Genomic DNA, 12,760 nt, shown 5'->3' on the forward strand with positions numbered 1-12,760 from the left:
CATGTGACATTCCGTCGGATAATGGAAAGTCTTATTGGACAAAATGTAAATAACCTTTATCCGGCAGGGGGCGGGGCAGTCATAAAATCTCACACACAAATTAGTTAACCGGCTTTAAGCAGAAAATAAAAAGACCGCCGTGGGGGGCGGTCAGGCGGGGGAAGCACAGGTAATTGCTTCACGAAGTGTTGCTACAATTGTATCGATCTGTTCATGGGAAATAATAAATGGGGGGGAGATGGTTAACACGTTGTTATGCTCAGGCACGGTATCACTGTTTTTACCGATCATGACCCCGTGCTGTTTACAGTAGCCAAGCACCTGCTGCATGAATTCCGGCGGTGCCGGTTCTTTCGTTGTTTTATCGGAGACAAGCTCGATGCCAGCCATCAGGCCGAACGTGCGGATGTCTCCGACGGACGGAAAATGGTGAAAAGATTCAAGCTGACTGCGTAAGTAGCTGCCAGTGCTTTTAGCTTTTGTCACAAGATCCTCACGTTCAAGAATATCGATGTTTTCGAGGGCGACGGCACATGACATCGGACTGCCGCCAAAGGTATTCACGTGTCGGAAATGACTCTGGGGGCCGCCGGATTTAAACGATTCATACAAATCATTGGAAACGGCTGTAGCGGATAACGGAGCGTAAGCGCTCGTAATTCCCTTCGCCATAGTGACGATATCAGGCTGTACGCCGAAATTTTTATGGCCGAAGGCTTCTCCCGACCGCCCAAACCCGCAGATGACTTCATCCACAATTAAAAGCACCTGATGCCTTTGGCAGATTTCGTGTACCTTCTGCAGATAAGACTCAGGCGGTGTGATGACTCCGCCGCCGGTAATTACCGGCTCCACAATCACTCCGGCGACTGTGTCGGCGCCTTCCCAGATGATGGTCTGTTCAATAGAAGAAGCACATTCGAGGGAACAGCTGTCCGGCTCTTTGCCGAACGGACACCGGTAACAGTAAGGCGGAGCCGCGTGGCGGAAGCCTTCTGCAACCGGCTCGTAGCTTGCTTTCCGGTCAGCCTGGCCGGTCGCACCGAGAGCTCCCATTGAATTTCCGTGATAAGCCCGGTAGCGGGAAATAAATTTATATTTTTTCGGTTTGCCGGTCTGAGTGAAATATTGTCTGGCAATTTTAAAGGCGACTTCATTGGCATCGGAGCCGGAATTGGAAAAAAAGATGCGGTAGTGGCCGTCAAGCCAGTCGTTTAATTTTGCCGCCAGCTGAATGGCCGGCTTATGACTGTTGGTCATGGGGGTAAAGGGCATCGTACTGAGCTGTTTTGCTGCCGCTTCCGCGATGGAAGTTCTTCCGTGGCCAACATTTACACACCAGAGCCCGGCCATCCCATCTATGTAGGAATTGCCGTCAATGTCTGTAAGGTACACATTGTCGCTTTCGGTAAAAATAGCCGGATGATCGTTGTGAGGGGCCATATGGTGCCATAAAAAAGCACGGTCCTGATTCAGAAGCATGTCCTTTTCTTCGGAAACGGTCTGATTATCGGTATGGTTCATGTCGCAAAACGCCCCTTTCATATGCCTGCATAATAATATGGTAGCCCGAAAGGCGGAAAGAAGCATGATACAGATTGTGCAAAAGAAGTCAGAATAATTTAACATTTTGTTATACGCTCTATTAAAAGAAAACCGATAAAATAAAATCATGAAGCCTGGAAGGGGATGAATCGATGGGGATTAATACGGCGAGGCTCACGAGACACGTGCACGAACTTGCAGAGATTGGACGGATTGGGGAAACGGGCGTGCGAAGGCTGGCCCATTCGAAAAAGGATCAGGAGGGGATGGCCCTCGTAGAGTCCTGGATGAAAGAAGCGGGACTTGCGACGAGAAGTGATGAAGTGGGAAATCTGATCGGACGGCTGGAAGGACAGGACCCTTCCCTGCCAATCTTTATGCTCGGCTCACATATAGACAGCCAGCCCTATGGCGGCCGCTTTGACGGAGCCATAGGGGTGCTCGGTGCCCTGGAATCGGTCCAGACACTGGTTGAAGAAGGTTATACATTTGAAGGCCCCATTGAAGTGATCGCCTTCAGTGATGAAGAAGGCTCCCGGTTTAACAAAGGGATTTTTGGCTCCCGCGGGTTGATCGGTGAACTTGAAGAAGGCGAGCTTGAACGTGAAGATGAAGACGGAATCACAAGACGGCAGGCTCTTGAAGAAATGGGACTCGATCCGGAAAAGGTGCACCTGGCTGCCTATGATCCTGAGCAGCTTTTCGCATTTCTGGAGATGCATATTGAACAGGGACCGGTGCTTGAAGATAAAGGAGCAGCGGTGGGTATTGTAACCGGGATCTCGGGCCCGCTCTGGCTCACGGTCACCTATAAAGGATTCGCGGGACATGCGGGCTCTGTGCCGATGCACCTCCGGCGGGACGCCCTGCTTGGTGCCAACGAAGCGGCGGTGGCGCTGAATGACATTGTGGGAAAGCGACAGCCGGCCCCAACGATCGGCACGGTCGGGAATATAAAAGTATTTCCCAACTCCAGGAACATCATTCCCGAAGAAGTAAAGTTTACGATCGATCTTCGTGATATTGACCTTGAGCGGCGAAATGAGTGTGAGCGCGAATTGCGTGTGGAGCTTGAAGCTATTGCTGCCAGGCACGGCCTGGAGATTGACATTCAGGAGGATACGAACAGTGACCCAAGATACTGCGCAGACTGGATCCAGAGCATCATGAAAGAGCAGGCCGGGCATTTAAAGATGGAAGCGCCGAAGCTGATGAGCGGCCCGTTTCATGATGCGATGCCGATATCAAAGGTGTGCGATTACGGCATGATTTTTGTGCGATGCAAGGACGGCATCAGCCACAATCCGCTTGAGTACAGCACAGATGAAGATATTATCGAAGGTACGAAGCTTTACTATGAAACAGTGAAGCAGATTGCTGGAAACATGAAGGATTATCAGATGAAGCATGCAGCGAATAAAATCAACAGCTGACGCAAAAAACCCGGGAAGCCCGGGTTTTTTATTATGCGTAGACTGGCCGTATATTACGGAAGTACTGGGAGTGAAGGGTGCGATGTTTCATCTGAGGCACTGGAATGCTTCAGTTTCCCATGCGCGCTTCCGGCAAGTATTCAGGACGCTGTTTCATCTGGTGGAAAGCGGGCAGCCCGTGGTGCCACGCGCCAGGCATACATATCCGCTCGTTCAGGTACGACAGGCGTTACAGGACTATGAGAGCGGAAGATTCGGCGGTGGCGAAAAAATAATGCTCGGGAAGCCGTGACTGCCTGCTCTATACAAGAGGGGCTGTGCCGATTTATAATAAACATACTCAATCCAACAGAAACGGTGAGAACTTATGCGGGAATTTTCTTTTTATTCGACTCCCTTCGGTGTAAGCGGAGAGGAAGTACCATATGCAGCAATCGCTAAAGCTACCACAAGCAGGGAGCTCGTGTCGGATCAGGAATCCGATGCCTTTTATTTTCGTTCGCTTGAAGCGGACGGTATTTTTTTGAACGAAGCCCAGATTGAGGCCGTACGCTTTGGCAGCGGACCGCTGCTTGCGCTTGCGGGTGCCGGGTCAGGGAAAACGTCGGTGCTCGTCTGCCGGGCCGGCTATTTAATGGCGGTCAAGCAGGTGCCGGCAGAATCCGTTCTGCTGATCACATTCACGAAAAAAGCAGCGGAGGAAATGAAAACGAGAGTGATGAACCTGCCGGGTGTCGGGGAAACGGCCAGCAATCTGCAGGTGCGCACGTTCCACGCCTTTTTCCTGCTTCTGCTCCGGCGCCACGGCATCCGACAGGAAATTGTTTCAAGCGAGCGGAAAAAGCAGCTGGCCGTGAAGCTTTTGATGAAGGATATGGGTCTTGAAGACGTCTATCAGCCCGAGGCGGTCTTATCCTTTCTTTCTTATCATAAAATGAATGATACCGCCGTCGCGGATCTGCCAGAAAAAGAAACAAGCCAGAAGCAGTTAAAACGTATCTGCCAGGCGTATGAAGACTGGAAGCTCGAGCGCAATTATATTGATTTTGACGATATTTTAATGAAAGCTAAAGCATTGATGGACGAGGACCCGGCTTTTCTGCAGCAGCTGCAGGGCCGGTTTGAATACGTCATGGTTGATGAATTCCAGGATACCAACTATCTTCAGTACATGCTCGTGCAGATGATTGTAGAAAAGCACCGCAATTTGTTTGTGGTGGGTGATGACGACCAGACGATTTACTCGTTTAACGGGGCCCGTCACGAATTCATTCTGGAGTTTGACCAGAAGTATCCAGAAGCAAAGACGATTGTGCTCGACGTCAACTACCGTTCCCATAAAGCCATCGCCGGTCTCGGAAACGAAGTGGTGCGCCACAACAAGCAGCGAAAAACGAAAACCCTCCAGGTGATGAATGCGGAAGCCTCGTCCCCGTTTTATTTTCGTGCCGCGTCCACCGACGAGGAAGCGGAGCAGGTGGTGGCAGATATGAAACGTGCTGTGGCAGAGGGAGAATGCGAATGGCGTGATATGGCTGTACTGCACCGGACGATCAGTGTGAGCCGTGCCATCTTTGAACAGCTGACCGCCCAGGACGTGCCGTTTGTGCACCATTCCCTCGGCAATCAGATGTTTTACGAACAGTGGCCGGTAAAAGCCATGATGGACTATCTGCGGCTGAGCCTGAATCCGACGCTGGTGGAGGCGATGCCCGAGGTCGTACCGACTTTATTCATCTCCCGGGAACGCGGCATGCGGCATATTAAAGAGCAGGAAGTATTTTCACCCCGCAGCGAGCCGCTGCTTCATTTAACAGACATGCCGGGCATCCGCCCGTTTCAGCGTAAAAAGGTGGAGGAGCGGCAGAGCATGATTCAGAAGCTGAAGGAAAAACGCCCGGAAACGGCCATCCGCCAAATGCGGCGCCAGTTTTACGACGGCTACCTGGAGGCGGATGAGCAGCAGGTAAGCATGAAAAAAGAAACGCTAAAGGAAACTCTTGATGAACTGGAATCCTCGGCCAAACGGTTTGAGAGTGTGTCGTCCTTTGTATATTTTGTTGACGACATGCTCCGGACGTTCCGCGAGATGAAGGAACGCGAGAAGGACCCTGACGCGAACCACGTGTCGCTGATGACGATTCACCGGGCCAAAGGCATGGAGTTTCCGGTTGTCTATGTAATCGGCGCATCGGAAACGATTATGCCGCACGACTCTGCGTTAAAGGCTGACCGGATGAAGGACCTTTTATACGGAGAGAAGGCAGAAAATAAGCAGACACAGGCGCTTGAGGAAGAGCGGCGGCTCGCATATGTAGCGATTACGCGGGCGAAGCAAAAGCTGTGCATCAGCTCGCCGGCGTTTTACCGCGGCAAGGAGGTGGAAGTGTCACGCTTTCTGCTCGAAGCCTTTCCGGGGGAAACACATACCGGGGAAAAGCAGGAAACGGAAACCATCGAGGCGCTTGTCTGTGAAGAAGCGATGTGCCCGGCCTGGATACGTCTGTCCGAAGCGCCTGATACCACTGAAAAAGAATGCCCGATGTGTAAAGGGAAAATGGTGCCCGGCACCAAACAGGTCATTAAAAAGTAACGCCTGCAGCTGCCTCAGCGAAATAGTTGAATAATCACGTGGTGCAGGCTACGATGAATTGAAAGATAAAAATGTTTCTAAGGGGGAGTCAGCAATGGCAGACGAATCAGTAACATTATATGCATGGATTAATGGAAAACGAGTGGACGCCGATGAATATATGGAACGGGAAAATCCGGCCGATCCGCAAAAAATCGTGGCCTACGTGCCGAAAACGACGACTGAACAGGCAGCTCAGGCTATCGAAGCAGCCCGTGCTGCTTTTCCTACGTGGAAGGAAGTAGCGGTGGAAGAGCGGATCGAGCGGATGGAACGGGCCATTCAAGCACTGAAGGACCGTACGCCGGAGCTTGCTGAAACGCTCGCAGAGGAACACGGCAAGCCGGTTTACGACGCAGAGGGTGAAATGGCAGTTTCGATCATGTGGATGGAGTACGCCTGCCAGACGGTTAAAGAAACAATCGCCGATCAAGTGGACGAAGGCGAGGGCGGCAAAACAATCGTCCGTCAGGAACCGATAGGCGTAGTGTCTGCCATCAGTCCGTGGAACTACCCGATTGCGCTTTCTACAATCAAGATTGCTCCGGCGATTCTGACCGGAAATACAGTCGTCTCAAAGCCGAGCCCGTTTGCTCCGCATGCGGTCAGTCTGGTGGTTGAAATGATTGCCAAAGAATTCCCGGACGGCGTGCTGAATCTTGTCCACGGTGAAGCTGAGGTCGGCGTGGAGCTTACCTCCAATAAACATGTGGATAAAATTGCTTTCACCGGAGGTACGGAAACAGCTAAGAAAATTATGAAGTCGGCCGCGGATACAATCAAGGATATGACGCTTGAGCTCGGGGGCAACGATGCTGCCGTAGTGCTGCCGGACTTTGACGTAAACGATGAGCGCGCGATGCGCCGCATGGTTATCTCCAACTTCCTGACCGCCGGCCAGATATGTATGATCGCCAAACGCATCTATGTACCGCGCACTCTGTACAATGAGTTTGTGGAAAAGTATCAGGATGCAGCCAATAAATGGGTGAAAATCGGCAGTCCTTTTGATGAACAGGTCACGACCGGACCGCTCAACAACAAGCAGCAGTTGGATTTTGTGAAAGGCCTTGTGGATAATGCGGCTGAAAAAGGCGCGGATGTTATCCCGCTTGGCCACATTGTGGATAACGAGCTGTTTGAACAGGGGTACTTCCTGCAGCCGACCCTGGTGCTCGGCGCGGACCAGCAGGATGAAATTGTGAAGGAGGAACAGTTTGGCCCGACCGTTCCGATCGTACCGTACGATACGGTGGATGAAGCGGTGGAAATGGCGAACGACAGCATTTACGGCCTCACAAGCTCGGTATGGGGAGAAGAGGACCATGCCATCGAAGTAGCAGCCCGTATTGAAGCAGGCACTACGATGGTCAATACCGCTGCTGTGCAGGGACTCGATGTCCGCTATCCATTCGGCGGAGTCAAGCAGTCCGGCATCGGCCGTGAATACGGAAAAGAAGGCCTTCTCGGCTACGTAACCCCTCACGTCATCAATGTACCGAAAATGCGGGATCTGCCGTATATTCCCGAATAATGAAATCAATCAGCTGTCCTGGACGCTTCCAGGGCAGTTTTTTTATGCTAAAGTTTGAGTAAAGCAAAGTGTTTTGAAAAGGAGTGAGTCGATGAGAACTATACAGATCGTGCCGTGGCAAAAGGAGTGGCAGCACTATTTTTACCATGAACAAAAGCTGCTGGAGCTTGAAGCCGCCGGACCAGAAGATCATATTTATCATATAGGAAGCACGAGTGTTCCGGGCCTTGCGGCAAAGCCAATCATCGATATTCTGATCGAAACGCCGGAGCTTTCTATCTGGTCCGAAGACCGGCTTGAAGGACTCGGATACACCGGAAAAGGAGAGCACGGCGTTGAGGGAAGGGCTTTTTATTATAAAGGCGAATCTATCCGCCGTTTTCACCTGCACGTGTTTGAAAAAGAAAGCGAAGGGAGCGGGCGGCATCTTGCCTTCCGTGATTATTTACGCTCTTTTCCGGCAAAGGCGAAGGAATATGAAATCATTAAAAAACAGGCTGCAGCGAGGCACCCGCACAGCCCGTCTGGATATATGGATGAAAAGCATGCCGTCGTGCAGAAGCTCGAACAGGAGGCTCTCTTCTGGAAACGAACAGAAGGAAAAACTGACGGTTTTTAACGACTAACAAAACCGTCCACAGACATATACACAATGGAGATGGTTTCCAGCTGGGATAAGGGAAGCACCTGCTTCGATTGAAGGTGTTGATGACAGAGAATTTACTAAAATGAAACGCCGGCTTGTGGACAGTTGTTGAATTTTTTCGGAAATTACCCACAGCCGGCTGGAAAATGGAGCTTGGATGAAGGAAGCTACTGGTATAAAGCGGTGTGGATTTTTCTCATCAATCTTCCGGTACGGACCGGGTGCTCAGCAAAAGCAACGTAGCCGTCCGGACGTATGAGTACAGCTGAAAATGTTGGCAGCTTCCATTTAACGGCAAGATCGCGCCGGTAATCAAACAGATGGTGGATGTTCGGCCTGGAGGCCCGGAGTATGCCTTTACGCTGAACAACGAGAATGAGAATGGAAGGACCATACTGCCGGCGCACCTCCTGAATACTTTCATCGAGCTGATGAAGCTCCTGCTCGTCTTCGATATAAAACAGGCAGGTGAACTGCTGGATGTGCAGAAAATCCATTACATCTGCGTGTTCTCCTTCTTCGGTAAGAACACGTGCCGGAGCAGCCCGGGCTCCGGCGGGAATCATTCCGCCCTGGTGCTGGAATTTCGCAAACGAAGCCCTGTTCTGATAACTGATGTCAATATTGGCGAGGCGCTGTGTCAGCTTTCGCTGCAGCGAACTGCTTTTACTCAGCATACTGACAGGGTTCGCCAGTAGGCGTGGGATAAGGGTATGAGAGCGGGTCATCACCTGCATGGCTGTATTTGTCATACGAATGGTCTTGCGCCCGACCGCGTACCGTTCCTCTTCATACGTATCGAGCAGAGCAGGATCCGAATGGCCGCGCAGGACCCAGGCCAATTTCCAGCAGAGGTTGACCGCGTCCTGCATGCCGAGGTTCATCCCCTGGCCGCCGAAGGGGCTGTGCAGATGGGCGGCGTCCCCGGCAAGAAACAACCGCTTATCCCGGTAGGCATCAGCCTGGTGATGGGATGTGCCGAACTGGGACAGCCAGGAGGCGCTGGTCAGACGTACTGGCTGCTGGGTAATACGCTGTACGCTTCTTTCGAGATCTTCAAGAGGGAGGTCGTCCCGGTGTTCACGGTTCTGTTCGGCATGGTCGATGGTGATGACCCGGTACGTTTCATCACGGAAGGGAAAGAAAGCAGCTACACCGCGTTCGGTAATAAATGTGGAGATATCGTTGGAAAGCGGAATTCCTTCCACGGTAACGTCCCCTAAAAAGTAGATGGTGTCATGCTTGCCACCCGGAAAGGAAACGTTCATGTTCTCACGGACTGTACTGTGAGGGCCGTCACAACCGATCACATAGGAAGCGCGGATTAATTCGTGTCCATTTTCGGTGGAGCATTCCACCTCCGCGTAGTCCCGGTACTGGGTAATCCGTTTGCAATGGGTGTTCCAATCGATAAATTGGCCAATTTCCCGAAGCTGTTTCTTTAAAATATGCTCCGTATCTGACTGCGGCAGCATAAGCATGAAGGGAAAAGGCGTATCGAGCGAAGCGAAGGAGGCCCTGGAAGCACGCTTGCCCTCAGGCTGAACAGCTACATCAGTAATGGGGAACCCTTCCTTCAAGAAGGGGCGGAGCGCACCGATCAGGCTGAGCATTTCGAGGGTGCGCGCCTGGAGTCCGAATGCTTTGGAAAAGGGAGAAATAGAGCTTTTTCTATCTAAAATACGGACGCGGATGCCGAGTGCTCTCAATGTGTTGGCGGCAGTCAAACCTACGGGGCCCGCCCCAACAATGCATACATCGGTATTCGTTGTTTTCATGAATTCATCACGCTCCCTTCGTTATACTTGTAGTATACCCTGCGAAGGGCTGCCTCATGCACGTGTTGTCTCCGGGAAGGAACTGTGTTTGAATATGGAAAACTCCTGCTTTCTATTGGGCTCGAATCGGCTTGATTTTTATTGAAGGAAAGGAAGAGGTTAATGTCATTCACTCATGATTTAAAGGAAAAACTGCTTCCGGTATGGGAACAGAATCATACGCACCCGTTTGTGGAAGAGCTTGGGCGAGGGACCCTCGATAAAGAAAAATTTCGTTATTTCATGGTTCAGGATTATCTTTATCTTGTGCAATATGCGAAGCTGTTTGCGATTGGCGCTGTTAAAGCCGAAGACGTGGAAACGATGGGGGCTTTTGCAAAGGTGATGGATGCGACCATGAATGAAGAAATGAGTCTGCACCGCCAGTATGCGAAAAAGTTTGGCATCACCGAACAGGAGCTCGAACAGGCAGAACCGGCCCCGACCACACTTGCGTACACAAGATATATGCTGCACGAAGGGCAGAACGGAGGCCTTGCTGAGCTGCTTGCAGCTGTCCTTCCATGCATGTGGAGCTACGCAGAAATCGGGAGAAAGCTCAGTGCGTGGCCGGGAGCCCTGGAGCATGAGCTGTACGGCGAATGGGTGCAGATGTACAGCGATGACGAATTTCAGCAGCTGGCGGACTGGGGCATCAGCATGCTCGACCGCCTGGCAGAAAACAAAACCGAGGAAGAAAAAAGAAAAATTGAAAAAATATTTTTAACAACTACCCGGTTCGAGTATTTATTCTGGGAAATGGCGTACCGGCTGGAAGGCTGGCCGCAGACATGAAAAGCCCCCGGGGGACCGGGGGATTCGCTTATATTTGAGGGGAAAGCGTAAATACGCCAAACCATCCATTTTCGTCCGTCCACCAGTCGTTGGTTTTCCAAAAAGATTGGCGGGCCAGGTTCATGAATTCCTCCGGAGTGAACTTCCGGCTGTTTTCTGTATGGATCGTCTCACCGGCACACATCGTAAACGTTTCCCCGCCAATCGAGAACAGGGAAGGCTTTTCGGCACGCAGATGCATTTCGATCCGTCCGAGCCGTTCATTATAAAAAGCCTCATGTTGAAAGTGGCCGGTGTTGATGCCGGCATCAAGCTCCCGGTTCAGGCGGTGGAGCAGGTTCTTATTAAAGGAAGCGGTGATACCCGCTTCGTCGTTGTACGCCCGGTGAAGCACAACCGGATCCTTCTTCAAATCGACGCCGACCACTAGTCTGTCCTCGGACTTCATTTGAGAAGCGAGCTTCTGCAAAAATTCCGAAGCCTCCTTCGGATCCAGGTTTCCAATCGTAGAGCCGAGAAAAAAGACAGCGGAGGGCTGGTCTTTGCTGCTGTTTAAAAAAGACATCGTTTTTGTATAGTCCGCACATACGCCCGAGACCTGCATAGCCGGCACAGCTTCCTTGACATGGGCTGCGGTATCGTGCAGGGCACTAAGCGAAATATCGACGGGGGTATAGCTCACTGCCTCCGAAAGGAAAGGAAGCAGGCAGCGGATTTTGTCAAAGCTTCCGCTTCCAAGCTCAATAAGGGAGGAAGCTCCAATACTTTCAGCAATTTCTTCCCCATAGTCGGATAAAACAGATGCCTCGGTCCGGCTTACGTAATATTCCGGCAACCGGGTGATTTCATTAAACAGCATGCTCCCCCGTTCATCGTAGAAATGTTTTGGTGGGATACTCTTAGGGTTGGCAGCCAGTCCGGTGCGAACGTCTTCAGCCAGTGATGAGAGCGAAGGCTTTAAATCCAATACAGTATAGTCAGCCATGGCTATTTGTGCACCCCGTCCTTGGCAAGCCGCAGCCCGCTGAACTGCCATCGTTTTTCCGGCGGGAAAAAGTTGCGGTAGGTGGAGCGTATGTGTGACTGCGGAGTCGCGCATGAACCGCCGCGCAGCACCATTTGGTTACTCATAAATTTTGCATTGTATTCTCCCAAGGCCCCTTCCGGCGGACGGTTGCCTGGATACGGGGAATAAGGACTGCGTGTCCACTCCCACACGTCTCCGTATGCACCCGGAGTCGATTGGAGCGGCTGCGGGTGATAGCTTTCAGATTCAAGAAACGTACCGTCTGCTTCGGAGCTGCGGAAAGCATACTCCCATTCCTGTTCGGTAGGAAGGCGCGCTCCGGCCCAGCGGGCATAGGCATCTGCTTCGTAGTAGCTGATATGGGCAATAGGTTCATGAAGGCGCACTTCTTTCAGGCCGTTCATCGTAAAGTAGAACCAGATCCCCCCCTGCTTCTGCCAGTAGAGCGGTGCTTTCCAGTCGTGCTCCTGGACAATGCCCCAGCCTTCGGAAAGCCAAAGCTCAGGATCTTCGTAGCCGCCGTCTTCAATAAAACGAATATATTCTTCGTTGGTCACTGGCCTTGAGGCGATAGAGAAGGCGTGCAGATAAAATTTATGCTTCGGCCGTTCGTTATCGAAGGAAAAATGCAGATTGTCCGTCCCGATAGTCGTTAGCTCGTCTTCATAGGCGTGCCATTCCAGCTTGGGAGTCCCGCCTTGTTCAGCAAAAGAATCATTTTCCAGGTAGGCAGGGTTAAGTGGATTCATCGAAAAGTTGAATTTTGTGTCGGTGACTAACAGCTCCTGGTGCTGCTGCTCGTGCTGCAGGCCAGTTTCCATTAATTCAGCGATCTCTTCATTCCAGGGGCCTTCCTGAAGAAAACGTTCCATGGCCGCTTCCACATGACGCCGGTATTCCATGGTGTCTTCGGTCGTCGGCCGGGAAATCAGTCCGCGGTACTGCTTTGGAAATGGTTTTCCCTGCGTTTCGTAATAGGAGTTGTACAAGCCGTTAGAGAATTTTGAAAATTCTTCGTAATCGTCAGCGTACGGCTTGAGAATGAACTGCTCAAAAAACCAGGTCGTGTGGGCCAGATGCCATTTCGCCGGACTGACGTCAGGATGCGCCTGAATCATAAAGTCTTCGGTGTACAACGGTTCGGTCAGCTTCATCGTCTGCTGACGCAGAGACTTAAAACGTTCGGTAAAGTCAGCTTTTGCGGCATTTGCCTTCGCCTGTACGATGGGGAATTCCTCCTCAGATAAATAGAATGGTGCATAAGTACATGCACATGAAGATTAAATACCCGCTTCAAAACAGGGCAAAACAAGGCGGAAAGACAGAAAAGC

Annotated in this window: 10 protein-coding genes; 6 read left to right on the top strand and 4 right to left on the bottom strand. The window is 51.4% G+C overall.

Features of this window, described 5'->3' with window-relative positions; all coding sequences use genetic code 11:
- Positions 1-150: 150 nt before the first annotated feature.
- Entirely contained in the window at positions 151-1,524 is a 1,374-nt protein-coding gene (locus tag Q9M42_RS14215; RefSeq protein WP_322527121.1) for an aminotransferase, read from the bottom strand.
- Positions 1,525-1,697: 173 nt separating this feature from the next.
- On the opposite strand from Q9M42_RS14215, the gene Q9M42_RS14220 reads away from it, so the two are divergent.
- The 5 genes from Q9M42_RS14220 to Q9M42_RS14240 all read left to right on the top strand — a co-directional run bounded on the left by Q9M42_RS14220 (position 1,698) and on the right by Q9M42_RS14240 (position 7,763).
- Entirely contained in the window at positions 1,698-2,978 is a 1,281-nt protein-coding gene (locus Q9M42_RS14220) for a Zn-dependent hydrolase (RefSeq protein ID WP_322527122.1), read from the top strand.
- Entirely contained in the window at positions 2,953-3,270 is a 318-nt protein-coding gene (locus Q9M42_RS14225; RefSeq protein ID WP_322527123.1) for a hypothetical protein, read from the top strand. The genes Q9M42_RS14220 and Q9M42_RS14225 overlap by 26 nt, the downstream gene beginning before the upstream one ends.
- 75 nt (positions 3,271-3,345) lie before the next feature.
- Positions 3,346-5,571: an ATP-dependent helicase gene (locus Q9M42_RS14230; RefSeq protein ID WP_322527124.1), complete on the top strand. Its 2,226-nt coding sequence runs from the start codon at positions 3,346-3,348 to the stop codon at positions 5,569-5,571.
- 94 nt (positions 5,572-5,665) lie between these two features.
- Positions 5,666-7,144, top strand: coding sequence for an aldehyde dehydrogenase family protein (locus Q9M42_RS14235; protein ID WP_322527125.1), 1,479 nt, complete (start codon positions 5,666-5,668; stop codon positions 7,142-7,144).
- Positions 7,145-7,235: 91 nt separating this feature from the next.
- A complete protein-coding gene (locus tag Q9M42_RS14240; protein WP_322527126.1) occupies positions 7,236-7,763 on the top strand; it encodes a GrpB family protein in 528 nt (175 codons plus the stop codon).
- Between the two features lie 194 nt (positions 7,764-7,957).
- On the opposite strand, the gene Q9M42_RS14245 is transcribed toward Q9M42_RS14240, so the two are convergent.
- A complete protein-coding gene (locus Q9M42_RS14245) occupies positions 7,958-9,568 on the bottom strand; it encodes an FAD-dependent monooxygenase (protein ID WP_322527127.1) in 1,611 nt (536 codons plus the stop codon).
- Between the two features lie 162 nt (positions 9,569-9,730).
- Here Q9M42_RS14245 and tenA point away from each other — a divergent pair, with 162 nt between their 5' ends.
- Positions 9,731-10,402: a thiaminase II gene (tenA, locus tag Q9M42_RS14250; RefSeq protein ID WP_322527128.1), complete on the top strand. Its 672-nt coding sequence runs from the start codon at positions 9,731-9,733 to the stop codon at positions 10,400-10,402.
- Positions 10,403-10,430: 28 nt separating this feature from the next.
- On the opposite strand, the gene egtD is transcribed toward tenA, so the two are convergent.
- Positions 10,431-11,387 (bottom strand): L-histidine N(alpha)-methyltransferase, encoded by a 957-nt coding sequence (gene egtD, locus Q9M42_RS14255; RefSeq protein WP_322527129.1) that lies wholly within the window; start codon positions 11,385-11,387, stop codon positions 10,431-10,433.
- A gap of 2 nt (positions 11,388-11,389) precedes the next feature.
- The gene (egtB, locus tag Q9M42_RS14260) at positions 11,390-12,655 is read right to left on the bottom strand and encodes an ergothioneine biosynthesis protein EgtB (protein WP_322527166.1); all 1,266 of its coding nucleotides are present in this window, start codon (positions 12,653-12,655) and stop codon (positions 11,390-11,392) included.
- Positions 12,656-12,760: the final 105 nt, after the last annotated feature.

Origin of the sequence: Marinococcus luteus (assembly GCF_034497705.1) — a bacterium.
GTDB classification, from domain to species: domain Bacteria; phylum Bacillota; class Bacilli; order Bacillales; family Marinococcaceae; genus Marinococcus; species Marinococcus luteus_A.